14 protein-coding genes are annotated in these 25,571 nt (G+C 45.8%); 1 reads left to right on the forward strand and 13 read right to left on the reverse strand.

Annotation, left to right across the window (positions count from 1 at the left end):
• Nucleotides 1-107 precede the first annotated feature (107 nt).
• The 13 genes from MusilaSJ_RS09845 to MusilaSJ_RS09905 form a co-directional block, all read right to left on the reverse strand.
• Complete coding sequence (locus MusilaSJ_RS09845) at nucleotides 108-1,262, reverse strand: sialidase family protein (RefSeq protein ID WP_274989808.1); 1,155 nt, start codon at nucleotides 1,260-1,262, stop codon at nucleotides 108-110.
• Nucleotides 1,263-1,266: 4 nt separating this feature from the next.
• Nucleotides 1,267-1,977 (reverse strand): DUF3826 domain-containing protein, encoded by a 711-nt coding sequence (locus tag MusilaSJ_RS09850; protein WP_274989809.1) that lies wholly within the window; start codon nucleotides 1,975-1,977, stop codon nucleotides 1,267-1,269.
• Nucleotides 1,978-1,989: 12 nt separating this feature from the next.
• Nucleotides 1,990-4,746 carry an alpha-L-rhamnosidase gene (locus tag MusilaSJ_RS09855; protein ID WP_274989810.1) on the reverse strand — a complete coding sequence of 919 codons (2,757 nt, stop codon included), beginning with the start codon at nucleotides 4,744-4,746 and terminating at the stop codon, nucleotides 1,990-1,992.
• A gap of 3 nt (nucleotides 4,747-4,749) precedes the next feature.
• A complete protein-coding gene (locus tag MusilaSJ_RS09860) occupies nucleotides 4,750-7,536 on the reverse strand; it encodes a glycoside hydrolase family 2 protein (protein WP_274989811.1) in 2,787 nt (928 codons plus the stop codon).
• A gap of 8 nt (nucleotides 7,537-7,544) precedes the next feature.
• Nucleotides 7,545-8,999: a sialate O-acetylesterase gene (locus tag MusilaSJ_RS09865; protein WP_274989812.1), complete on the reverse strand. Its 1,455-nt coding sequence runs from the start codon at nucleotides 8,997-8,999 to the stop codon at nucleotides 7,545-7,547.
• Nucleotides 8,999-10,834 (reverse strand): sialidase/neuraminidase family protein, encoded by a 1,836-nt coding sequence (locus MusilaSJ_RS09870; protein WP_274989813.1) that lies wholly within the window; start codon nucleotides 10,832-10,834, stop codon nucleotides 8,999-9,001. Before MusilaSJ_RS09870 ends, MusilaSJ_RS09865 begins: the two co-directional genes overlap by 1 nt.
• Nucleotides 10,827-11,777: a glycoside hydrolase family 43 protein gene (locus MusilaSJ_RS09875; protein ID WP_274989814.1), complete on the reverse strand. Its 951-nt coding sequence runs from the start codon at nucleotides 11,775-11,777 to the stop codon at nucleotides 10,827-10,829. Before MusilaSJ_RS09875 ends, MusilaSJ_RS09870 begins: the two co-directional genes overlap by 8 nt.
• Nucleotides 11,778-13,166: a glycoside hydrolase family 140 protein gene (locus tag MusilaSJ_RS09880; RefSeq protein WP_274989815.1), complete on the reverse strand. Its 1,389-nt coding sequence runs from the start codon at nucleotides 13,164-13,166 to the stop codon at nucleotides 11,778-11,780.
• Nucleotides 13,167-13,512: 346 nt separating this feature from the next.
• Entirely contained in the window at nucleotides 13,513-16,611 is a 3,099-nt protein-coding gene (locus MusilaSJ_RS09885; protein ID WP_274989816.1) for a DUF6298 domain-containing protein, read from the reverse strand.
• Nucleotides 16,612-16,683: 72 nt separating this feature from the next.
• Nucleotides 16,684-18,345: a polysaccharide lyase gene (locus MusilaSJ_RS09890; RefSeq protein WP_274989817.1), complete on the reverse strand. Its 1,662-nt coding sequence runs from the start codon at nucleotides 18,343-18,345 to the stop codon at nucleotides 16,684-16,686.
• Between the two features lie 62 nt (nucleotides 18,346-18,407).
• Nucleotides 18,408-20,216, reverse strand: coding sequence for a RagB/SusD family nutrient uptake outer membrane protein (locus MusilaSJ_RS09895; RefSeq protein ID WP_274989818.1), 1,809 nt, complete (start codon nucleotides 20,214-20,216; stop codon nucleotides 18,408-18,410).
• 12 nt (nucleotides 20,217-20,228) lie between these two features.
• A complete protein-coding gene (locus tag MusilaSJ_RS09900; RefSeq protein WP_274989819.1) occupies nucleotides 20,229-23,414 on the reverse strand; it encodes a SusC/RagA family TonB-linked outer membrane protein in 3,186 nt (1,061 codons plus the stop codon).
• A gap of 106 nt (nucleotides 23,415-23,520) precedes the next feature.
• Entirely contained in the window at nucleotides 23,521-24,186 is a 666-nt protein-coding gene (locus MusilaSJ_RS09905; protein WP_274989820.1) for a DUF3826 domain-containing protein, read from the reverse strand.
• A gap of 434 nt (nucleotides 24,187-24,620) precedes the next feature.
• Here MusilaSJ_RS09905 and MusilaSJ_RS09910 point away from each other — a divergent pair, with 434 nt between their 5' ends.
• Nucleotides 24,621-25,514 carry an AraC family transcriptional regulator gene (locus MusilaSJ_RS09910; RefSeq protein WP_274989821.1) on the forward strand — a complete coding sequence of 298 codons (894 nt, stop codon included), beginning with the start codon at nucleotides 24,621-24,623 and terminating at the stop codon, nucleotides 25,512-25,514.
• Nucleotides 25,515-25,571 lie beyond the last annotated feature (57 nt).

Raw genomic sequence — 25,571 nt, forward strand, 5'->3', positions numbered from 1 at the left:
CTGTCGAAGGGTCGCGCGTAAAGGCCCGCCCACCATGCTTCGAGGGCCTCAGCATGACACCCGGTTTACTTATCAACCGAGTTGCCTAATGATACTATCCTCACTCCTTACAAATCCTTAGTCTCCCCCGACGGTACCGGCGGCGTATAACCATCAACCTTAGGCCAAATGCCATCCTTTATTTCTTTCAATTCCAATTTCGACGGATCAATAACCACATGTTTTATCTTTTGCCTGCGCCAGGTGTAAACCACATGCACCATCCCATCCGAAGTTTGGATAACCGATGGATAGGAATACTGGCTGATAGGTGAATCCTCCAGGATCGACGCTGCGTACCACGTAATACCATCTTTAGAAACAGCCACATTCAACGGCGTACGTGCGCCCTTTGCCAGGTTTCCCGGGGGCAAAACGTGGTTATAAACCAATAGCTGCCTGCCGTCTTTCAAGGTCACTGCATCGGTACCGGAATTGTTATTCGGCAGACTGGTCTTTTCCAAAGGTGACCATGTTTGTCCGCCATCCTTAGACCATGTGCTTAGTATAGCCCTGTTTTGACTGCGGCAAAGCGCCTGCAGCCTACCGTCTTTATAAGTTAAAATACTTGGCTGGATGGCTTTCAGGTCTTTACCATCGCTGATTGGGCCGATCATTGCCCAGTTTTTACCAAAATCTTTGGTGGCCTCAAAATGCACCTGCCAGGCTTTGCCCTCGGTACTCACCGGACTTAACAGCGTACCATTTTTCAACAACACCGGTTTGTTTTTGATTGGGCCTAAAAAGTCATTAGGCAAAGCCTTTTGCTCCGACCAGGTGATGCCCCCGTCTTTAGATGTTTTTACAAAACCTTTCCACTTTGCCGGGCTTGGGCCTATTTTATAATAAAGCTGCAATTCGCCTTTGGGCACCTGGTACAATACCGGGTTCCAGCAGGCATAGCGTAAAGTATCGTTCTGAATGCCATTCGCCACATTAATGCCTTCCGCCCATTTGCCATCAACAAAACGACTTACCCAAATACAAACATCGGGATTACGTTCTTTGGTGCCGCCAAACCACGAAGCCACTAAACCTGTTGGTGTTTCGGCAATGCTTGCGGCGTGGCACTCAGGGTACGGCGCTTTATCGTAAATAAATTCATCTTTTATGATCCCTTTTCGCCATGGATTATGCTGCGCGAACAATTCTCCACTAAAAAGCAGTGAGTTTAACGCTATAAATAATCCCTTTCTTGCCATCTTCCTTATTTTGTAATTCATTGTTTTAGTTCAATTTTTTGGCAGCGTCAGCAGCTTTCTTAGCTTTCACCGATTCAACATAAGCCTTAAAAAGCTGTTGCCAGTTGCGGCCATTAGTATTAAGATATTGCTCGTTTTTGGTCTTGTAGATCTCGAAAATGGCCGATACCTGTTTGATGTTTTTAAAATCGACGGCCTGCTCGCGGGCCTGTTTCAGATTAGCAAGAATTGTGGCTTCTTCAACAGGTGTCAGATCCGGAACAATCGCTTTATAACCGGCCAGCGTAAAGGCTACCTTGCCAATGGTGTATTTATCCAATATGGTTTCAACCTGCTCACCGGTTAAATCCGCCCGTAATCCGGTCATCAGGTTTTCATGTACCGATTTTGGCAGCGAAGAGTTTATGATGATCTGCCTGTCCATTGTGCTTAATGCTTTCCCAGTAGCCGGATCGATACCTGCCGGCACAGCTTCATACGAATGGCTGTTATTCCAGTCGCGGATGGCTTTAAGATGGGTTGCGATTATATTTTTTACACGCGTAGCCTTCGCCGTATCAGTAAGCGATAAGGAGGCAACCCAATCCGTAGCTTTCTTTTCCACCTCAGCATCGGCTTTGGCCTTGGCTTCGGGAGATTGGGCTGTTTTAGTTACCTGTTGTTGCTGGGCTTTCAACGTGCCCGACAGCGACAGTAAAACTATCATCATAGCACTCGCCATGTTTAATTTTTTCATATCAATGTTGGTTTAATATTTTACTTCAAAATCATAGTCACCAGAGCCAATGCTGAGCACCGCTCTCCCGTTCTCCATCTTTATCGCTTTAATTTCTTTTATAGCTGATATTTTCTTCCCGCCCTCGGTTACTTCATCCATATATTTTGCAGGCACATAAACCAGTGCCGAACTGTTTGGCGGTACGGTAACATGCCAGTTAAAACTGCTTTTGGTATTGGTATAATTGCTTTTCACAGTGCCATAGGCTGTTTGGTACGAAGCGTTAACACTATTCAAACCATTAATAATCGCCGGCTCCATAACCAGTTGCTTAAAGCCTGCGTTAACCGTTTTTATCCCGGCTGCGTCCTGGTAAAACCAGGCAATCAGATCGCCCAGCAGCATGATATGGTTACGTGAATTCATGGCCGGATTAGCGGTATCGCCGTTCCATAACTCCCAAATAGTAGTAGCTCCCCTATCGGCCATATAACCCCAGCTTGGGTATGAAGTGTTAGATGCAATCTTCCAGGCCAGATCGGGGCGACCAAATTCGGCAATTCCGCGCATGAGCCATTGGGTACCGACTACACCGGTACTTATATGATCATGTGCCTCGTTGATCTTAGCGACTATGTTTCTAAATACAGCCTGTTTATTGGCAGATGATGTGATCCCGAAATACAATGGCAACAGGTTGGCGGTAACCGTATTGTTGCTGTATTTTGATGTGCTTTTATCAAAGTATTTATCATTAAATGCTTTGCCTACATTTTGTTGCATGGCAGCAAAAAACTTTACATCAGCAGATTTGTGTAGCATACCGGCAAACTTTTCCATCAAGCCAGATAAGTGATAGTAATAGGCTGTGGCAATCAGTTGCCCATCGGTATTTAATGATGAATCTTTGGCATGGATCAGTTCCAATGATTCGGGCGGTACACACCAATCACCATATTTATCTTTGGTGACGATGTTATTTTTCATGTACTTAACCCGCATATAATCCATCCATTTTTTCATGGAGGCATAGTGCTTTTCAATGGGGGCTTTATCGGCAAACTGGCGGTAAAGCATATCAGCCACCAGGATATAAGTGCCGGGCCAGGTCATGTTATCGCTATAATAATTCCAGTAAGCGGGCGCTACATCGGGGATGGCACCATCCGGCTTTTGCGATTGCGCTATATCATCCAGCCACTTGGCGTAGAAATTTCCATTGGCAAACACAAAGCTTTCACCAAGTGAACCTACCGCCCTATCACCCAGCCAGGGCATGCGTTCATTACGCTGCGGGCAATCTACAGGCATACCTTTATAATTGCTCAGCATCCCCCAATAAGCATTATGATAGATTTTGTTGACGATGGCGTTAGATGTTTCAAAACGGCCGATAGTTGGCAAGGCATCGTAAACTACCTGTCCTTCAAAATCGGCTAATTCAGGTTTACCAGGATAGCCGCTGATCTCCACATACCTGAAACCGTGATATACAAACACCGGGTGCCAGGTTTCTTCAGCTCCACCTTTCAGCATATATACATCGGTTACTTTGGCATCGCGGAGATTAGCTATATAAAGCTCATTATTGGGCTGCAGTGTTTCGGCATAACGGAGAGTTATTTTATCGCCCCGGTTCCCTTTCACCCGCATCTGCAACCAGCCCGCCATATTTTGCCCCAGATCCAGGATCCATACATCTTTGTTAAGCTGATTGATGCTGACAGGTTTGATGGTATCCATCACCCTGATCGGCTCGTTCATCTGCGCGTCAAGCTTACCGCCGGGTGCCTGCACCAGTTCGGCTTTAAGCCATTGGCTGTCATTGAAACCGGGTTGATCCCATCCAGCAAACTCTTTAGTGGCGTCGTATTCTTCACCGTCATACTCGTTATTGGTACGGATAGGGCCATCGGCAGTAAAATGCCAGTTGTCATCGCTTACGATGGTTTGTTTGGTTCCGTCGGTATATTCCACCTCCAGTTGCAACAGCATTTTGGGGAAACCAAATTCTTTGATCTTTTTGGGCTTGTACTTTGGCCGCATGGTAAAATACCGGCCATTGCCTAATACCGTTCCGATTGCGTTATTACCCTGTTTCAGATAAGCGGTAACATCAAAGGTGTTGTACTTAACAGATTCTGTGTAGTCGGTAGGAGCCTGGGCCAAAACCTGATCGCCAATCATTTGTCCATTTATATACAACTCATAATGACCCAAACCAACTATGTAAGCCGTGGCGCGTTTGATGGTTTTGTTTAAACTAAACCCGCGGCGATAATACCGGGCCGAAAGGCGCGAAAACTTAGACACGCTATCCCAGGAAAAACCACGGTCACAGCCTATCCATTTAGCTTTCCAATCGGTGGGGTGTAAAAGACCGGTGCTCCACAAAGCGGGTTTGCTCCAATTGCTTACACCTTTGTTTGTCCATACCCTGACTTTCCAATAACATGCCGCACGGCTCTCCAGGGGTTTGCCCGCGTAGCTGATCATGATGGATTCAGCGGAGTTTATTTTGTGCGAATCCCACAGATCGCCTTGCCCAGATGTTAGCTTTTCGGGAGTTGAGGCTACCAGGATTTGATAAGCTACCTGGTTGATATTCCGGACATCGCCGGTGATTTGCCAGCTCAATCGTGGTTTACCGGTGCCGATGCCTAACGGATCATTCAGCATTTCGCATTTCAGGTTTTGCAAACCGATACGGCCATCCGCATAGCAATTGCCCAGGCAGGTTAAAATAACCGCTGTAGCCAAGCTTATATGTGCAAACAACCTTTTCATCCGTTATTTACCAGAAAAATCAAAATACAGGTTCAGCGAAAGCGCATCTTCTATATTCCTGTCGTAATTAAAATATTGGTTCTTTTGCCCGCCCGGACCAAGCTTTTCAGGCTTTTGCGATTTGGTACCTATCGGCGTTATACCATGCATAAACGAAATATCGCCCGGAGGGAAAGCCGGTGCTACATTATATGTTTTTGCAGGATTTGCCGGGGTAAACAGGCGCATAAAAACATCGCGGCTGTTGCATACTATAGTTACAGGCTGCCCGGTGGTTTGCAATTTCATCCAATATAAATTGGAGTAATAGCCTTTAAACTCCGGGTAAACAACCTTGCCTTGCCCGGTTATGGTATTGTTGTACGTTTTATCCCATACACCCAGCGACGTGCCTTTCATGCGGTTTTTCCATACCCGGTAGGGGCCGTCGCCCATATAGCTAACCCCCTTGATCTCTTTTTCGGGGAAGGAGAAATTAACGCCAAGCAACGGAGCATCCTCGCCAATCGGCCAATATTTTACCTCAAGCTGCACCCAGCCCGATGGGTAGATCGTCCACTTCAATAAAGGCTCGGATTTTTTGGGTGGAAATACTCCCTCAACCACCAGGTTATCGCCTTCATAATGATAGGTGAGCTTTTCAAAACCTGTTTGATCCTGCCCTTCAACCAACACAGGGCCATTGTTGAAAGGAATATCGCCCTTAGCGTTTTTCACACTAACCAATATGCCCGAATTGCGGTTAAACGCCAACTCGATCCCGTTACCGGTTTTTACCTTGTACAGCGAATCCGTTTCGGTAATTACAGCCTTGCTTCCGCCTGTTTTAGTGATAATACGGTTAGTGATCTTATCATGGTTGCTTACCGGAAAATTCCAGGTAAACAGCTCGTGCTTGTTTACATCAAAAGCCGATATATACAGCACATCATAATTTTGCCAGTCCTTTGGTAATTGTAATTGCAGGTTTCCATACTGACCGGGCGCAACTTCAGGTGAAGCAATAGTACCTTTTTTACTGGTTGAAGCAGCCCCATTGAGCGTAGCCAGTTTATAGCTGAATGTGCATAGTTTGAGGTTGGTGAAGGAATACCTATTCTCTAAACGCAAGGTACCATTGAACGCAGGAGTTATTTCGCGTGGTTCCAGGTAAACCGGGCTCCAGATTTCTTTAATAGCATAATAGCTGCCTTCCTTCTCGTGGTAAGGGCCTACAATACCGTCGGGGCCGTGATCGCCATCGGTATCAAGCTCACCGTTTTTATCGGTACGAACTACGGCTTCATCAGCAAAGTCCCAGATAAAACCACCTGCCGAAATTGGCGTATGCCACATCTGTTTCCAGAAATCATCCAGTCCGGCGCCTGCGCCACCATCGTATAAGCCGTGTAAAAACTCGGTCGGGAAAAATATGTCGTGACCATTTATTCCGGTGTTGGTGCCGTAGTCGTAGTTGATGTAATGCTGCGTATTTGTTCCGCGGAAGATGCCCCATGGATGGATCAGCGGGCGTTTTTGAAGATCCAGCTCATCAAACCAATGATCGAGGTTGAAGTTAAAACCTCCTTCATTACCGTTATCCCATAGAACGATGGATGGGTGATTGATATCTTTTTCGATCAGCTCTTTTGCTAATTTGGAGCCAACCACATCGTCATAGGCATGATGCCAGCCGGTAAGCTCGTCCAGTACAAAAAGACCCAATGAATCGCATACGTCCAGGAAATGATCATCAGGAGGGTAGTGCGACATACGTACCGCGTTCATGTTCATGTCTTTCATCAGCTGAACATCCCCAATGCTTACCTTTTTGTTTAAGGCCCTGCCTGTGGTTGGCCAAAACGAATGGCGGTTTACACCTTTAAATTTGATCTTTGCGTTGTTTACATAAATACCGTCATGTTCCCTCAATTCAACCGTACGGAAGCCGATGCGTTGTTTTACAGTATGAACAGGCTTGCCATTTTCATTCAGCGTAAACACTACTTTATATAGATTAGGGAACTCCGGCGACCATAATTTAGGAGAAACTACATGCGTGCTGATATTGACAAGGGTATCGCCCGTATTAACTTTGACGGAGAAAGGAGTACCTAACTTTTGGCCGGTCAAGGCATATACCTGTCCTGTTATTATACCGCTTTTTACAGATGTCAGCCGCAGTCGTGCTTTTAAATCACCATTGGCTTTGGCATCAACAGCGTAATAGCTGATGTGCGATTTAGGGGCGGCTTCTAAAAATACCGGCCTGAAAATCCCACCGAAGATCCAGAAATCACCTTTGCGTTCGGCTGCGTTTACTGATGCATTGGCCGAATGTTTGGATACAGTTACCTCCAGCAGGTTTGATTTGCCGTAATTAAGCGAAGCGCTTACATCGTATTTGAAACGGTAAAATGATCCCTGGTGAATTGGTCCGGCGGATTTGCCGTTTAACTTCACCTCGGTATCGGTCATGGAGCCATCAAAAACGATGTTTATGGCTTTACCCTGCCATGATGCGGGCACGTTAAACTCGTATTTATAAAGCCCTTGCTCCTTACCTCTTAAACTATCCTTAGCAAGACCGTAGTTGTACTTACCAAAACCCTGAAACTCCCAGTTTGAGGGAACAGGGATGGTAGTCCACTTGCCCGAATTATTGCCCGCGGTGCAGAAAAACTGCCAGTTTACTGTATGATCGCTCCCTGTACCCGACAGGAATAACTTTTGTGTTTCCTGGGCATGGCTTACCGACCGGCTGATAACAAATAGTAAAACAATCCATATTTTAAAGCAGGCAGATTTCATTAGTATATTCAGTTAGCAGTTAAAGTAAATTTCAAAGGATTATCTGTACGGAAGGGAGCAGCAGGCAAACCATCCTTGTTATAAAAATTAGGCTGAGCGGACTCCGACCAGGCAAAGCGCGCGGCTACAGGTTTGGTAGCTGACGTAGCCGATACTTCAACCGTATTCCCTTTTATTATGGCAGTGGCGGCAACAAAGTTGCCATCAGCCCCGGCAATAGTGAAATCAGTTAGTGGTTTACCATCGTGGCTCTCCAATCCGGTACCTACATGCTCAAACTCAAGGATGATCTTGTCGCCGTTTATTTTCATGCTTTTGTACACCGGGCCCGAAAAAACTACCTGTTGTTTATAGGTATTGGCGAGTGCCTGTAGTTCCAACCTTCTACCTATCTCCCATTTAAATGGCGGGTGGATATTTTTGAGATCATCGTTCAGGTCAGTTGTAATGATCATACCTGTATGCGGAATCTGCAAAGCTGCGGCCTGCGCTTCGCGCAATTCGGGTTCGGTAAATGAGGTATAGGTTACGGGGCCTTTTCCCTGGGTATAGTAATACGGCGCTATCTGCACGTAATAAAACGGCAATGTTTTATCGGCCCAGAGTTCACGCCAGTTATTGATCAGCGCCTCCATTTTGTAGGTATAGCTGATGGTTTCACCTAAAAAGCAGGCGCTTTCGCCCTGGTACCATAAAAAGCCTTTCAGCGCGAACGGAGCAACTGGTTCAATCATTTTGGCATAAAACTTACCCGGATCGCCATCAATTTTAATATTATTTGCCTTGAAATATGGGATAGCATCAAAACCCTCCTGCGAGATCCAGGGCTCGATACGGCTACCGCTCACTGCCGATGAAATAATACCTACCGGTACATTGAGATCATGCTGCAGGTTTTTAGCGAAGAAATAGCCCGCAGCTGAAAATGCCCTCAAAGCCGAATCTTCGGCCACGCTCCATCCCGAGTGGGTTGAATCGGGCTTTAACATATTTTTCTGCGTAACCAGGAAGATCCTGATCTGTGGGTTATGTGCGCGATCCAGCTCATCAACCGGCGAGTTTGCTGTACTGGTATCCGGCTTTTTCACCTTGCTGTTCTTGCGCATTTCGTACTGCATATTTGATTGGCCTGAGCAAAGCCATACCTCGCCCACCAGTATATTTTGCAGTTGAATAGTGTTTTTTCCTAAGATCGTCAGCGTCGCTGGTTTGGCAGATGCAGGCATCGCGTCAAGCTTTACCATCCATTTGCCCGCCGCATCTGCCGTGGTTGTTTTGGTTTGCTTAGCGAACTTTACCGTTACCTTTTCGCCCGATGTTGCAGTGCCCCAGACAGGCACCGGAGCATTACGCTGCAATACCATATTGTTGCCTAATACTTTGGGCAAAACAACCTGCGCCCCGGCAATTCCGGAGCTTAGCAGGCATATCGTCAACCAACAATATTTTATCAGGCGTAACATTAGTAACTACTTGTTTTAAATGATTTGATATAGAAAACAGCTTGCTTCGCTGATTCTCCTGCGTTTGGCCGGTCGTAATCCTGATCGGTAGGGGTATCAGCATCCGGGAACCTCCGGATATCCCCGGTACGGAACACCACCCGGTTTACACTCAGCACCGGCGCGAAAAACAGGCCGGTAAGTACATCCTTTCCGTTTACATTCACCGTGTAAAAGCGGGTATCGGTATTCAGCTTTATTACCACATGATATTGCGTACCGGCTTCATACTTCATAAAATTTCTGTTGCGATACCCGGCCTTGGTCCTGAACTGCCCAGCCGAATCAAGCGTAAGCCTGATAGCAGCAGTACCTTTTTCATCCTGAAATTCGAGATCCAGCATACCGGTATTATTTTGCCCGGCGGTGATGGTGAAGTCGGTCATTAATTTTTTTGAAACAGGCACAACACGTTCTGCTTTGGCAAAATCAAAGGGGTCGCTATCTTTTAGGGTTAATGCCCGTTCTCCATCGGGTGACTTATCTATAGCCGCAGGTGCCCATTGCGGGCTGTAGGTGTTCCATTTCTCCAATTCTTTACCGGCAGGTAGTTCGTTAAAGACCTCATTGGCATGCGCGTCCGCTTTTTCGGTGATCGGTACCGGGATGGATGATACCCAGATGTCCTCCTTGTTCATGCTATAAGTAACCCAAAGTTTGCCATCCGGCGGGGTACCATTCCCTTCTTCGATACCGCGTGTATATTGCGGGCCGTATGATTTGTAAGCGCCGCCATAACGCATGGTGGTGATCTCGCCGTTAACCAATAACAAATTAGTATAATCCAATCCGTCTTTACTAACCGATAAGGCCAGCGGCCAGCGAAACTCCGAAGGATTGTAAACCGTAGCATATTTACCGTCGGATGTGCGCTGTCCCCAGATCTTGGCGTTGGCAGTTACAAAACGTGGTGCACGGGCGGCATTTGTTGGCCAGGTTTTGCCGTTATCGGTACTGATAGCGGTAAGCGCGTATTTCCATAAGCCAACCACACGGCCATCGGGCAGGTGATAAAAATTAAATGCTTTATAATCTTTATGCAGCGGGATCAGCGGGTCTTTTTTATCCGTTTCCTCAACCCATTGCATCATCATCAGCGGGTTGGCCATCAGCTCGTCGCAAGCCTGCACAAAGCCTTTGTCTTTGCTCTTTTTATAAAAAGGATATGAGGTATTCTTTTCGTTCCATTTAGGGTTGTAGTGGATGAAATAGACCGGACCGAATTTGCCATTCGACAATACTTCACGCACTACGCGACCAATGCCCAAGCCATCATTCGGATCATCATGACCATCCAAACAAATCCCATAAAAACCCAGCACCAGCAAGCGTTTTGATTTGGAAGTATAAAAACCCATACGCTGGTGCATTACCGAATACAGGTCTTTCGCCACGCCGGGATGCCCTTCTTTGGTAGTGCCATCGGGTATTTTATACTGAGGGAAAATTACGGTAGGTTTTGACCATACTTCGCCATCTTTCGAGGTCATGAGCAGGGTTTGGCCCGGCGGTACGCTTTCGCCTACCTTATCGCTCAGGTATTCAACATAAAAAGTATTGTTCCAGTAGGCCAGCATGGGCGCATGATTGTAAGTAAAACCGAAGCCTTCAGCCAGTTCAGGATGTTCACGGTTGGCCCTGAAAATCTGCCTGCTGTGTACGCCTATCACCGGGGTTAGCTGCCCGTGATGGTAATCGACATTAGCTATGGTATTGCCGCTGTAATGCACTGTATCCTGTGCATGGGCTATCCCGGCCATCGATATAAAAAACAATATGATGATGAACTTATTCATGTTTAGCTGCTTTGGTTTGCCCGGCTGCCTGTAAAAGCTGCGCAAGCTGTTTTTTAGTAACCTTAAATATGGTACCGTGCTTATGCCCCACCGGTACACTTACACTATCGGCCAGGTTGGTAAAAGTTTTAAAATCGGTTGTGCGCATGGCGCCATATCTTTTTAACCGGTACGAATCATAATAGATCAGCCAGTTATCGCCTGCCTTGATCATGCTCGGCCCTTCGCTAAAGGGCTCAGTAAATCTCGGCGTGTAATTACGATAAGGCCCCAGCGGATTATTACTGAAAGCCACGAGGATATTACGGTTAGGCCGGGTATTATCCTTCATCACCAGGGCATAATCATTCTTTGCCCGTTTTACGATCTCCGCATCAATTACACTAAAACCCGGATCAAGAAAAAGCTTTGAGGGATTGAAAGTTTTAAAATCTTTAGTTGTGGTATAGTAAAGGCGGTGATTGTTATTTTCATCCTCCTGCCCTTTCGGAAAGCGGAAAGGCACAGTTGAAGCCCAAACGATAATGAAATACTTGTTATCCTCATCGTAAAATAACTCCGGTGCCCAGGCATTCACCGCGGTAGGTTCATTGGCCATTACCTCAATATGCTGCTCGGCCGACCAATGTATGAGGTCCCTTGAGCTGGCATAACCGATACCTTTATCGTTTTTCCAGCCGGTTGTCCATACCAGATGATAAACTCCGTCAGGCCCCTGGGCGATGGAAGGATCACGCATGATTTTGGCATCGCCAACCTCCGGTTTAATGAAAATGTGATCGATGGCGTTCCAGTGGTAAGCATCGTTGCTGTACAAAAAGCGCAGGCCTTCATTAGCCGGCTCATGAAACGAGGTAAAGAGGTACACGCTTTTACTTGCCTTACATGAAAACATCAACGCAATGGCTAATAAAAAAATGATATGTTTAATCGCCCGTTTCATTTATATCGCGTCGATAATGAGCACCCAGTCGTTACCGTTTGATACTTTGCCGGGTGGCTTAAATTTGATTGTTTTAGCTTTCGCGAAGGTTCCGACAGTCGCAGTTTGCCCGTTGCGCGGGTTAAACCATGATGCTTTTAATTTTGTGCCCTCCAGTTGATCAGCGTTGATATTCATCTCCCGGCCGGTATAGGTATAAACAAAGGCATAGTTTTTACCACGGGTAGCTATCAGCCTGTTATACTTATTTCCGTTGTTATCTGCGATCAATGACTGATCAGGCACACGATCAAGATATGGGCGTGACAGCATCAGCTTTTTCAAATAAATCATCTGCCTTGCCCCCGGATCATTAATTGAATTATACCAGTATCCTTTTGAACCGTAAGCGCTGTCTTTATCAGTCGGTTTGTGCATTTGCATCACATCGTTATCGCCATAGGTATACCCGCAGGCCCCGGCAAAAACCGACCAGTAACCATAACGTCTTACATCGGCCGCAGTCCAGCGGGGTAGTTTGGTATCGTGTAATCCGTAAGGAATTTTTTCATACGATGGCTCAGCATCAAGCGTAGGTTTTATGGGTGATAGATTGTAATCCGTTTCCACATAGCGCCAGTTGTCCTGGCCATATTTTAAATCCTTTTTTGAGGTATCCTGAGCATAAGTACGATGGCCCGACTGGAAGCAATTGAAATCTAACCAGCTTTCGTTATGAAACCATTTTGATGATTGCGTACGGCCACGTGGATGGTAAGTTATCAGATGCGTACCATCAACATCATGCAAAGTGTTACCGATGGCATTCCAGGTTTTTAACGAATCGGAACCGGCGATGTCGCCGCCATTCATCCAGATCACATTTGAGCGGCCGCGGTATCTTTTGGCTAAAAATTCGGCATAGGTCTTCGCCTTATCAGCACCGATATGGCTCTCTTTAACAACTGATCCCCAAACCGGCACCATGGCTACGTATAAACCTTTTTCGGCAGCTTTGGTGATGATCCAATCAATATGGTCCCAATAATCATATTCATCTCCTTTGCCAAAGGTATTGCCGGGGGTTGTTTTTGGTGCAGCGATATTCTTATTGCTCAGGGCCGAATCGCCGTAGGCATTGGTTTCTTTGATGTTATGCACCACCATTACCTGGATCACATTAAAGCCTTGTTTAGCACGGACATCAAGGTATTGTTCGGCTTCCTCTCTTTTCAGTTTAGAAAACAGCAGCCAACCGGTATCACCCAGCCAGAAAAATGGCTTATCGCCGGCCATGAAATAGCGGTGATTGGTGGATATGCTTAATCGTGGCATGGTTGTTTCATTGCTTTTAAATGCAAAAAACAAACAGGCAATGGCAATTAGTATGGTAGATTTTTTAAGCATCATATAGTAACTTTTATCAGTTCCCCTCTTGAGAGGGCGCGCGTTTGGCCGAGCGTTGGCAGGAGTGTGTTTCGTCCGCGTTTATTACCGCTTTGTTAAACACACCCCTCCGCCCCTCTCGAGAGGGGAATCGCGCGGGCCCTCCGTTCTTTATTATTTTTTTCGTCCCCTCGGGGTCTCTCGGAGAGGACCCTGAGATTTCCAAAGTTCCCCTCTTGAGAGGGGGCGCGTTTGGCCGAGCGTTGGCAGGGGTGTGTTTCGTCCGCGTTTATTACCGCTTTGTTAAACACACCCCTCCGCCCCTCTCGAGAGGGGAATCGCGCAAATCCCCTCCTTTTAATTCCTTTATTCAATTCCGGCTCAACCATAAAATGGCAGCCTCGTTGCCTTGTGCTTTAATTTCTGTATTTGCAGCACCTTTTATCGTTTCGGCACCGGGTAAAAGCTCGCCGGTTTTAGGATCGATCCATTGGCCTTTGTAAGTGATACCTGCCGATAAATCAAGGTGGATATCACCGCCGTTGCTATAAACGATGTACCCTTTTGATGAAGCCAAAGCCCATTGATCTTTAGGCGAACCCGGCAACTCAGCAGGTTTCATGCTGCTTGCATCAGTTAGGAAAGCTTTATTGGTATTTGCAGGCAGCACCGGCAATGATCCCCCGGCTATGAATACGGCCCAGCCAAAATGATCATAGCCATCGGCAGAATAAAGCACAGCTTTATCCGGGTATTTGGTACGGTACTCGTGTACCGCGCGGTAAACCTGCTCAAACGATGAAGCCTTGGGTTTAAAGATCCGGGCCTGTTGGCGTGGGGCCAGGCTTTGGCCGCCGATGGGTTCATAAGCCGTTCCGTTGGCCTGGTAGTACCAGTAACGAATATCGATAGCATTGATGACCGAAGCTGTAGCCGGATTAGCAAGTATAGCGTCCTGTACATCCTTCGTGGCGCTCAACCCAATGATCTGTTTCTTTTTATGCGTGGTTTCCCATTGCTTAATGGTTTCTACCCAAAACTTCATGAAATGCAGCGGACCGGTAAATTCCGCTCCAATCTGCTGGATCACCCCGGTATTACCGGCGAAGTTGTCCATGCACTTATTGATGTAGGCAATATGCAGCTTACGCCTTGCGGGATTAGTTTCGTCATAAAACTGTTCGGCCATAAACTGGCGCTTATCACCGGCGTAAGGTACCGGTTCAGGGAAACCGCTGCCATTAATATTATTGGCTGTACGCCATGGAAAATCAGTATAATGCGCGCCGGCCTCAATAATATTGTGCTGAAAATAGTTTTGGTGGACCAGCACCAATCCTTTCTGATCGGCCAGATTGGCAAATCGTTTCAGGCGGTTCCAATACCATGTATTGTATTTGGTCAAGTCGTATTTGCTTAAGCCGTCGTAAGCCAGTTCTTTACCGCTGCGGGCAAAGGGCAGTTCATAAAACGGGGCCCAAACATCGCCGTCCATCCGGCGGATCCGCTCATGGTCATCGCGGCGGCGATCATACCATAAGCCGTAGTTATGTTCAAAAACTACAATATTACCTTTCTGCATCCAGTCGGTTACCGCGTTCAGGTCGTCAGTTAAACCAGTTCCGGTTTGGCCGGGTACCCAGCGGGAGATGGCAGGTTTAGCCTCTTTTTCGGTATAATCGGGATGCACGGTTCCGCTCCACCATGGTGTTTCAAAATGCCTGCCGGTTAAAACCATATTACCACGGGTGAGCCATCCGTTCGTGATACTCATTTTGGGTGCCAATGCAGCAACAGCGGGGCGTTTATATCCTATTTCATCAATGGTTTTGGCATTTGCCGATGAAGTGCTGATAGAATTTCTCTTGGGCGACTGATCTATCCAATCGCTCATGGTAAAAGCAGGTTTACGGGCAGCGGCCATTAATTCGGCAGCTTGCTCAACCGTTGGGCTGCTTGATGGTTCGGTGGCCGGATACAGAATATCAGCCTGTTTAGTTACATTTTTACTAAGCCGGTTGGCCAGTTGAGTATAATAAAAGCTTCTTGGGCTGATAGTGCTGTTTGGTGTGCTCCAGTAACCATCGCCCGCAAATTGGGCCCAGGTACCAAAAGCCCAGTTTTGAGCGGTGGGTGGCTGGTAGCAATCAACACGGGCTGCAGTACAATTCCAGAACAGGCTGTTGGCCGCGCTCCATCCGGCACCCTGTCCGTCCTGCCCGCGGTTCATATAGCTTAACGGCTGTCCATCGATGTTAGCGATATCAAACAGAACGCCCGAGGCCCAGCTATCAATACCTCCGCTGAAACTCAATGAACCTACCGACATACATTGCACAAAAGCATTAGGCCCCGGCGCGCAATATCCGGTAGCAAAATCATGAAAACCTTGTTCGGAATATAAACGCTGAAATAGATTTTGCCCACCCATAGTCACGAACGTATTACGGCGCTGTCCTCCTATTTCCGAAACCGGCGCGAGCGATTTACAATCCTCAACTGTAACCCGGTTTCCGGTAGTGCCAACAAACACCGCCGAACCTGCAAAATGCTCAAAGGTTACCTGGCGTACCCAGGCGTCGCTCGTATTCTCTATAGTGATAGCCATCCAGCGGTGCGCTTCGTCTTTTGCGTTTGAAGCATCGTAAGCTGATTGCAGTTTTAAGTTTTCGATCCCCACCTGCACAATTCTGCCGGGCCATTGATAAGAAGCTATCAAACCACCGCCGTATGCAGTATCTAATGCTGTTGTTAAAGGTGCGTCAAGGGTAACTTTGTTACTTTCTACTGATATAACTTTCCTATCCCAGTAAATATCGCGTTCGCCGGGTTTCCAGGCCAGGGCGGTTAAGTCGCCACCAAAATGATCGGTTTTGATAGTACTGATCCAGGCCTGTGTGCTCGGGCGGTGGATCAACACCATGTCGCCGGTTCTTAGGCCTGCGCCTTCAGCAATGTGCAAAGTGTTGGCATTTACCGGAACATAGGCATCTGTAATTTTAATTTCTTTGGATGTCTGCCGGTCATTTTTGCCGGTAACATGAATAAAGGTTTCCCTGTCGGTCCCGGCTGCAAATAGTAAGGTACCGTTGGTAGCCATCCCGCTTCCGCGCAATACAACGCCTGAAGCATTTATTTTAAGGCTACCGTTAACCTGGTATGTACCCTTGTTAAGCAATACTGCGCCACGAAAACCATCTTTATCGGCAGGTAATCCGGCTACATAATCTAAAGCGGCCTGGATCCTTAATGTAGCATCGCCTACTTTTACGGGCACTACAACTTTAACAGGTATAAATGGAATTGGCTTTTCAGAAGCCATATATCCGCAGTACGAATAATCAGGAATGCGGTCGCCATTGGGCGCTGCAATGTAGTTTAGTTTGCCATTTTTATCGGCAGCAACGGGGGGCTGTGGTTTAGGAGCTTTCTTTTTGTCCTGCGCAAATAAGGGGGTATGCAAAAGCATACCCCCGATCATTAAACCAACCAAAAAATAAAAACCCCTATTAAATTTAAGTCCCCGCATTAGTATCTTTTATTATTTTAACGAAGCAAGCTTCTTTTCGCCTTTAACGGCTACTGTATTTAAATATACTTCGATGTTAGAATAACCACCGCCATTTCTTGCAGGCAGGGCCGAGTCATTCCCATCTTTAGGGTTCAGGCCATGAGCCAATTCCCATGCATCAGGCAAACCATCATTGTCCGAATCTTTGTAAGGCGTGCCTTTATATTCAGGATAGCCACCAACCTGCCATGGAGCAGTGATAATACCCAGCTTGTACGAGTCTTTAGGTAATTTACGCACTTTAAACTGGTAAGCAGTATCGGTTTTCATTTCTTTATAAGTTATCTTACCGGTACGTACCTGCTCGGTGATGCGCACATCAACCGGATCGCGTTTTGGCAGCGTTGCCCCGGCATTAGCGATAACAAATTTAAAGGCATCTTTTGCCGATAGGATAGTCATCGGAGGCATCGGGAATGGAACATCTGATTTCATATAATCCTTGTACTGACCAGCGTCAGGTAATTCTTTGCCACCAGGGCCTTCAACCTGAATACCACCGTTCCACGCATCTTTGGTAACTTCGGGATAACCTTCCATAATATTACCTGATGCATAAACACGACCGAATACTTTCTCTTTCAGCTTGCTCCTGCCCGATTCCGGTTTCAGAATGCGGTGACCAACCGGCTCGTCTTTAGGTGTAACCGGACCCGGCTTAAAGTAGTTATTGATCACGTTATAATTGGTGGTATAATCGCCGCCGTCCATTGAGCGGTGGTGCCAGTTAAATACCACGTTGTTTACAAAGTTGTAAACACCATTCCAGCCAACTGAAGGGTTCCGGCCAGTATTATCGGCCCAAAGGTTCCGCATTAATGAGCTGTTTTCGCCACCCGTTGTCGAACCGAAAGCATGGTTCCAGTAATCCAATGATTCTGAATAGATACAGTTCTGGATAGTAATGTTCACGGTACCCAGCTTTTCTTCTTTCGAGCCATCGCCCGGATCAAACATGTGGCGGTACATCGAAAAGTTTTCGTCCAGACCCCAGCTCGCCGATACGTGATCGGCAATGATATTACCCACCGGGTTGCCTCCCAAAGCATCATCACGGCGACCAACATTGGTTTCGCCGCGGCGGAAACGCATATAACGGATAATTACGTCATGTGTATTCACCCAAAATGATTCGCCGGCGATGCAAACGCCATCACCCGGAGCAGTTTGGCCTTCAATAGTAATATACGGAGCCCTCACGATGATCGGTGTTTTGATGCGGATAATGCCCGCAACATTAAATACCACGATACGTGCACCGCCTTTTTCGCAGGCTTCGCGCAGTGTACCGGGGCCATTATCTGCCAAACTGGTAACTACATATACCTTACCACCACGGCCACCAAAGGTAAACTTACCACCCCCTTCGGCACCCGGAAAAGCCGGGATCTTAGCTTGCGGCAAATCTGTTGGGCGCGCGGCCCATGGTACGTATACTTTGCCACGGCGCTGATCGGCCTGGATAATGGGCAGGGCGACCGCCCATGCTGAATCTGAACGACGGGTAGCCTCTTTCATCAAAGCTTCACTCTCTGCTTTAACCTTCTCCGGCACTTCAGGGTATTGGGCAAAAGCCGGTTTAGCTAAACCCAATGCCGCTGCTACTAAAAATAAAGCTGTGTGTTTTTTCATATTTGTATTCGTAATCTTCTTTTGTTAAATGGTTAGCAGGCACCCATCGTTCAATTAATTTATTATTGAAGCGGATCAAACGGCCCACCCCAGGTGTTATTTTGCTGTAAATTGATATTATTTAACAATGCCGCCGAAGGGATACCGAAAAAGTAATCTCCCGACTGAACCGCAATGTTATAAGAATCCATAGTTTTAGTTTTAACGGTGAAAGATGTGCTGTACAGAGCATCCAATGATGCAGCTGCTAAAGCATCTCTTGTACCGGTAAGATAATCTTTACCGCTTGCGTTGTTATTAAGTGTAACTGTAAGCCCCGTTCTCATTTTACCATTCAATGTACTTTCGAGCAATTTACGGCGACGAAGGTCCCAATAGCGTTTACCTTCAAAGGCAAACTCAATTTTACGTTCATTCATGATAGCGGTGATCATCTGATCAGGGCTCATGCCTGCATCTAAACCGTAAAGGTTATCGGCACCTGCTTCAATACCGGCACGTTTCCTGATAGCTGTTATATTGGTATAACCGGTAGTTACATTACCTAACGCGGCGGCACATTCGGCCTGGTTCAGTAAAACTTCGGCATAACGGATCTCCATCCAATCTGTACCAATATATGGTGTATTTGCAACGCTAACATTGGGATCTATAGCTTTACGCAAATAAAACCCGGAGTTGGTTGCTGATGCCGGTTCGGTAGTTTTAACACCGGAACCATCCGCTTTATTGTAATAAAAGTAAGTCCACAGGCGATAAGAGCTATTGCCATTTATAGGCCAGTTGCAACCGTTATAGGCAATAGTTTTGTTAAACCTTGGATCGCGGTTGTCAAAAAACGTTGCATCATCATAGGTATACTTTAACGAGGTACCTGGTGCTTTTCCGTCAAGCATCGGGTATGATTTTACAATATCCCAGGTAGGTTGATTGGAACCGCCTTTAGTACCTAAATAAGCAGGACGGGTGGCGTTATCGTAGGTATTGTTATTCTGGTTTTGATCGGTTGATGATGTGTTAAAACCTGTTATCAATACTGCCTCCGGATTGCTGCTATTTTCGGTAAACCACATATTATCATAAGATGGGTTTAAACCGTAGTTATTAGCGGATAATATCTGCATTGCCTTATCATTGGCATCCGCAGCTGCTTGCCAGCGGGCTGCATCATTGCTGGGGTTAAACTGAGGACTTGCATAAGTTAGCAACACCCTTCCTTTAAATGCAGCCGCGGCAGCCGATGAAATGCGACCGTAATCGCTGCCGCTCCATTTGGCGGGCAGGTATTTTATACAGCTGTCCAGATCGCTCACAATTTGTTTAAAGCATTCGGAGGTTTTGTTACGAGGCAAAAGCGCCGCGTTTTTGGCGTCCTGACCAATTGCATCAAGCGGTTTTAATACCAGCGGCACACCGCCATATAGCCTTACCAGGTCAAAATACCTGAAAGCTCTCCAAAAATAAGCCTGTGCTTTATACCTGTTTTTGGTAGAGGCAGGCAAGGTGCTGGCGTCGAGGTCCTGCAGGGTTTGGTTAATGTTACGGATGCGGCCGTAGTTATTGCTGATATTCACCGAGGTACCAATGTCACCAACAGTTTCGATGGTAACCGTGCCTTTTACGTATGCGTTATCGCTGTAAAATTCGTCGCATTTGTCGCCCCCGCTGCCGATAGCGCCGCCGGTATCGCCAAACCAGCCGGGCTGGTTTGCTGTGTACAGGTAATTGATATTTAAAATAGCCACCGTTGAGTCATTAAAAATCTGACCGGGGGTGCTGTGTGTAAGATCTTCCTTATCAAGCACTTTTTTACAGTTTGTAAACAGGGCTGATACGATCAAAGCTGCAAATATGGTTTTAAATAATTTCATGTCTTTCAAAGTTTAGAAGCCTAAGTTTAAACCAAAAGATACTGTGCGTAAGTTGGGATATGCCCCAAATGGTGATGAAATATCACGATAATGTTCGGGGAATGGGTTTACAAAGTTGATTGGGTTTGTAGCTACCACATACGCCCTTATGCTTGACATTCCGAGCCTTTTGGTTATGGAAGCAGGCAGGGTATAGCTTAAGTTAGCACTGGAAATATTCCAGGTGAAGGGGCTAACAAACCAAAAATCACTTGTAGCACTCACGTCGTCCGAGTAATAAGGGTCGGGATATTTAGCATTTGGATTAGATGGGGTCCAGTGATCGGCCCAGAATACAGGCCTGTTCTGGTTAGCAGTGGCTTGTTTAATGGCCGCGCTTTCGATTGATTGGTTACCACCCCAGCTCATTCCCATAACCACATTTAAGCTTAATGTTTTATACGCACCGCCAAAGTTCAGGCCAAGATTGTAGTGGTTTGATGATTTCTTACCTAAATAAAACTGGTCGTTGATATCGTTTTGTTTGATAATACCGTCGCCGTTTTTGTCAACATAATTGATCATACCGGGTGAAGGCACGTAACCAAAAATCTTAACGTTTTGCGCGCCACCGGCTGCTGCGGCCCTTTCGGCAATGATCGCGTCAGCATCTGCTTGTGTACGGATGATACCAAGTGATTTGTAACCGAGTGTTCCCTGGTCGCTTGATTTCCCGGTCAAATCCTGAATGGTACCCACCTGCGCGGCAGAGATATCGTATTTAATGTATTTATTATCGCTCCATGAAAAGAACGGGCTAAAATTATAGCTAAAATTAGAACCGATTTTGTCTTTCCAACTTACAGAGATCTCGTATCCGAAAGTATTGACGATACCATAATTTTCGGCAGATGGCGCTGCACCTATAGTTACAGGAACTGAAGTGTTCAGCGATGCAAGCATATCATAGCGGTGCTCCCAGAAATAATCGGCCGAAACTGATAAGCGGTTACCCAGGAAAGCGGCATCTAAACCGTAGTTTGTTTTCAGGTCATGGTCCCAGGTTAAATTAGCATTCGGGATAGCGATATTTAGCAGTGCGCCGAGGCCCCTGTCGCCATTGCCGCCGAAAACAGCACCGCCTTTGTTGCCGGTACCAAACTGGTAGTTAACCGCATACAAGAATGAAGGTGTATTATCAGAACCCAACAAACCTACCGAACCTCTGAATTTCAAAAGGTCAACAAAGCTTACTGATTTAAAGAAATTTTCTTTTGAAACTACCCAACCTGCCGAAGCCGAAGGGAAATATCCCCACTGGTGGCCCGGTGCAAAGTTAGTATTAGCATCCGCCCTCATGGCCAATTCAACCAGGTATTTATCGGCGTAGGCATAATTTACCCTACCTGCAACAGCTTTACGGCCATATTCCTTCACCATTGTGGCCTGGTTTGATGATTGCTCGCCGATGGTGAATGTCTGGTTGTCCTTTCCACCCACAATTACACCGTCGGCCTCAGCAGCCACACCTTCGCTGTATGATTCATATTGCTCATACAACGCAAGGGCTGTAATTTCATGCGCGCCAAACCTTTTGTGATAAGTAAGATTTGCATTGAACTGGTAATTATCGGCCATTGTTGGTGTAAGGCGCACCCTATCACCATTTTTTATCGCTTTTACGCCTACCACCGTTCCTCCGGGAATATGGTTATTGTCGCCTTCGCCCGAATATTGGTTATAATAAAATGTTGAGCCATATTGCTTGTTAAAGGCATTATTAAGATTACGGTTGTAGCTTACATTGGCAGTTAACCCGCTAATGCCCGGAATTTCGTAACTCAAATTGGCTAAACCATTAAATACAGTGTTATTATTACCTGTGTAGTTATTGGAATTTTGAACAGCAAAGAAGTTAAGGTTATCATTATTGCTGGTACCTAAGTATACAGGGTGCCCGTCGATAAAATATTTTTGCCATGGTGGTGCCTGGTTAAGCGACAGAAAGTCGTTATCCGGGCTTTCGCTGGTGCTTGAAAGTTTGTACCAGTAAATCCGGCTCTTTGCAAGGTCTTCGCTCAACGACAATGAAAGTTTTAAACCTTTAGCAACTTTTGCATCAACACTCGCCCTAAACCCGAAGCGATTGGTATTTACACCTTTAAAGTTAGAGTTTTGATTTACGTAGTTCGCGCCGGCAAAATAGGTAACCTTATCATTACCCCCGGTTATGCTAAGCGCGTTCCTGCTGGTTACTGCCGGTTTAAACGCCTGCTCCAGGAAATTCTGGTTATTAGCTTTAAAATACTCAAGCTCATCAGGCGTATAGTATTTTAAGTCTTTATTGCTTAAATCGCCGTTGATATAACCTTCGGGGGTTATGGTGTGGTTATACCTGGTTTGCTCAATATCATTCAAATAGGTAGCCATTTGAAAGCCCGACATCATTTTAGGCAATTGAATTGCATCGGCAATACCTACTGATGAACTGAAGCTCACCTTTGGCCCGCCGGCCTGGCCGCGTTTGGTTGTTACAACGATAACGCCGTTCGCGCCTAAAATACCGTATATGGCAGCGGCCGCGTCTTTCAATATCGAAATATTTTCAACCTCGCTTTGATCAAGCAAGTTGAAATCTGCTTCACTGCGTTGCACGCCATCAATGATGTATAAAGGGGTTGTACTGCCGCCATTCTTTGCCAGGAAAACAGGGTTACGGATAGTGATGGTTCCGCTTTGGCCAGGCCTTGCAATACCCCCGGTAACACTTACCGCGGCATTGGTTCCGCGCAACGCGGCAGCAAGATTAGTGGTTGGGATATCCTGGATGGTTTTCATATCTACCGCGGCAACAGCACCTGTTAAGTGAACCTTCTTTTGAGTACCGTAACCTACTACCACAACCTCATCAAGGGCGTTTTGTGATGGTACCATTTTAAAATCGGCGTTCATTTCACCAATCTTCAGAGTTTTTTCCTGATAGTTGTATCCCAGAAATTTAGCCCCAACCACAATGGCCTGCAGGTTGGTAGCCTTAATTGAATATTTACCATCGGCGTTGGTGATAGTACCTGTGGTACTGCCCTTTACCTGTATGGCAACCCCTGGCAGCGGAGCACCTTTTTCGTCCGTAACCGTACCTGTTATATTACGGTCCTGGGCTTTTAGCGCGCTGACTAAGCACAGCAACACCGAAAGTAAGAGGAAAAGTTTTCTCATAAACTTGATAATTTAATTTTCATGATCAGGTTAATTAATTAGTATAATTGGTTTGCCCGGCTAAAGCTTATTTCATGATACCGGGATATTTAGGTTAGTTCAAAAATTATTGTTTTGCGGCCTGCCGCTCTTTAATCCGTTTTTGCCACTCCTCTCCCTCCTTTTTCATATCGTAGCCCTGTGCAGACAGGTAATTATTAATGCGGCCCTTAAACTTGCCAAACCAGGCATGTTTTTTCTCTGCCGATTCGGCATCTATAGCATTCTCCCGGGCTTCCAGCAGCCATCCTTTAATTTTGTCTTTCTGCTCCCCGGTAAGGGCAGGTATTTCATCCTGGTAAGCGGTGTAAGTGATCGGGTAAATGCGGTAGGTCATGCCGTCTTTTATTTTATCAACCTCATCAGCGCTTAATTCCTTATTCAGCTTATTGATATATGAGGTATGTAAAACCTTAACCTGCTTAGCCACATTACTATCTACAAGGGCGATTTTGGCATTGGCACCTGGCTTGTCATCGGGCATCTGGGTTTTAATATCATTTACTTTTGCTTTACGCGCATCATAAATGGTATTCAAATCACTGTACTGGGCAACTACAATATCACGCACTTTCTTAAATTTTACCGAGTCGGCAATGCCTGCTCCTGTAACAATTTTGTTTGAACGTTCGGTTATAACTTTTATATAGTTGTTATCCGCGGGTGCTTGCGCGAAAGCCGCACTGCCCGCAACTGATAATAACAATATCGCTATGTATTTAAAGTGCTTCATGGTTGTTTCAATTGGTTAAATTCTTTACAGTTTTTATAAAGGCCCTAAAAAAAGTATATAATATCCTGCCGTTTTTTACGCAATTAATTGTTCATATCACAATCAATTAACTGTTAAAATCTTGTCAGTTTTAAAAGGCTGATAAAAAGTATAATTAATTTTATTGGTTTATATTCCCTGGTATCCTGCAGCCTGATTTACAAGTTGCTTTAACAAATATCAATGGTTAGCCTTTGCGTTTCCTATTTGTATTTATCTATTTATTATACAATCTTACCATAACCCACTTTTCGTGTTAAGCTAATTTTTTGTCAAAAGAAAGTTACATTCGTGCAAATTGGGTTTGATTAAAAATTACTACTTTTAAAATATAAACCGGCGCGACGCATACTTAATTGTCCGCTCACCTGCTAATCTTTATTGATTTTTACAAAATGAAGCCCCATTTTCTCAAGGTTGCGGTAAAACCGCAAAATTCATTCAGTATCAGGCATGATATTTTGCCCACCTTCCGGGGTATCTGGCATTACCATCCCGAGCTTGAATTACACTACGTAATAAAGGGCGAAGGGGTTAGGTTTATTGGTGATAATATCAGCAATTTTTCGCCGGGTGAAATTACATTGCTTGGTGAGGCACTCCCGCACTGCTGGCGCTGCAAGGATGAATATTTTTTGCCCGATTCGGGATTGAATGTTGAGGTGATCGTGATCCATTTTTTGCCCGACTGTCTTGGCCGTTACTTGTTAAATTTACCCGAAGCCTACATACTGCCCAAGCTTTTTGAAAAAGCAAAAAGCGGTATGGTAATTAAGGGTGACGCAAAAACCGAACTGGCCAAACTGATGCGCCAGGCAGTTGATGCTACCAATCTCGACAGGATCATTATCCTGCTATCCATACTTAAAGTATTAGCCGAAAATGAAGACTTTGAACCGATAACTTTATCACACAGCGATTTTCACCAATCCAATGAATCGGATACCATCCGCCTTAATAAAGTATGTTCATATACGCTGGCCAACTACAAACAGGAGATCAGCCTGGAGAAAATAGCGGCTATCGGCAACCTGAGTGTCACCTCCTTTTGCCGGTATTTTAAACTGATGACCAAGAAAACGTATTTTGATTTTTTAACCGAGATCAGGATCAGTCATGCCTGCCGTTTTTTGATTGAGGACAAATTGCCTACCGAAGTTTTGTGCTTTGAATGCGGCTATAACAATATTTCAAACTTTTACCGTCACTTTAAAAGGGTTACCGGGATGACCCCGCTTGAGTATAAACGCCGCTATATTAAAGGACAAAAACAGGCTATTTCTGCCTGATTTTTGTTAAGTCCTTAGTCAGAAGTCTTAAGTCTTAAATCCTAAGTCAGGTAATGA

This window comes from Mucilaginibacter sp. SJ (genome assembly GCF_028993635.1).
GTDB lineage: Bacteria > Bacteroidota > Bacteroidia > Sphingobacteriales > Sphingobacteriaceae > Mucilaginibacter.

Excerpts from the sequence above, each read along its gene's own strand:
- MusilaSJ_RS09845 (WP_274989808.1), bottom strand. The coding sequence starts at position 1,262 with ATGAATTACAAAATAAGGAAGATGGCAAGAAAGGGATTATTTATAGCG.
- MusilaSJ_RS09850 (WP_274989809.1), bottom strand. The coding sequence starts at position 1,977 with ATGAAAAAATTAAACATGGCGAGTGCTATGATGATAGTTTTACTGTCG.
- MusilaSJ_RS09855 (WP_274989810.1), bottom strand. The coding sequence starts at position 4,746 with ATGAAAAGGTTGTTTGCACATATAAGCTTGGCTACAGCGGTTATTTTA.
- MusilaSJ_RS09860 (WP_274989811.1), bottom strand. The coding sequence starts at position 7,536 with ATGAAATCTGCCTGCTTTAAAATATGGATTGTTTTACTATTTGTTATC.
- MusilaSJ_RS09865 (WP_274989812.1), bottom strand. The coding sequence starts at position 8,999 with ATGTTACGCCTGATAAAATATTGTTGGTTGACGATATGCCTGCTAAGC.
- MusilaSJ_RS09870 (WP_274989813.1), bottom strand. The coding sequence starts at position 10,834 with ATGAATAAGTTCATCATCATATTGTTTTTTATATCGATGGCCGGGATA.
- MusilaSJ_RS09875 (WP_274989814.1), bottom strand. The coding sequence starts at position 11,777 with ATGAAACGGGCGATTAAACATATCATTTTTTTATTAGCCATTGCGTTG.
- MusilaSJ_RS09880 (WP_274989815.1), bottom strand. The coding sequence starts at position 13,166 with ATGATGCTTAAAAAATCTACCATACTAATTGCCATTGCCTGTTTGTTT.
- MusilaSJ_RS09885 (WP_274989816.1), bottom strand. The coding sequence starts at position 16,611 with ATGCTTTTGCATACCCCCTTATTTGCGCAGGACAAAAAGAAAGCTCCT.
- MusilaSJ_RS09890 (WP_274989817.1), bottom strand. The coding sequence starts at position 18,345 with ATGAAAAAACACACAGCTTTATTTTTAGTAGCAGCGGCATTGGGTTTA.
- MusilaSJ_RS09895 (WP_274989818.1), bottom strand. The coding sequence starts at position 20,216 with ATGAAATTATTTAAAACCATATTTGCAGCTTTGATCGTATCAGCCCTG.
- MusilaSJ_RS09900 (WP_274989819.1), bottom strand. The coding sequence starts at position 23,414 with ATGAGAAAACTTTTCCTCTTACTTTCGGTGTTGCTGTGCTTAGTCAGC.
- MusilaSJ_RS09905 (WP_274989820.1), bottom strand. The coding sequence starts at position 24,186 with ATGAAGCACTTTAAATACATAGCGATATTGTTATTATCAGTTGCGGGC.
- MusilaSJ_RS09910 (WP_274989821.1), top strand. The coding sequence starts at position 24,621 with ATGAAGCCCCATTTTCTCAAGGTTGCGGTAAAACCGCAAAATTCATTC.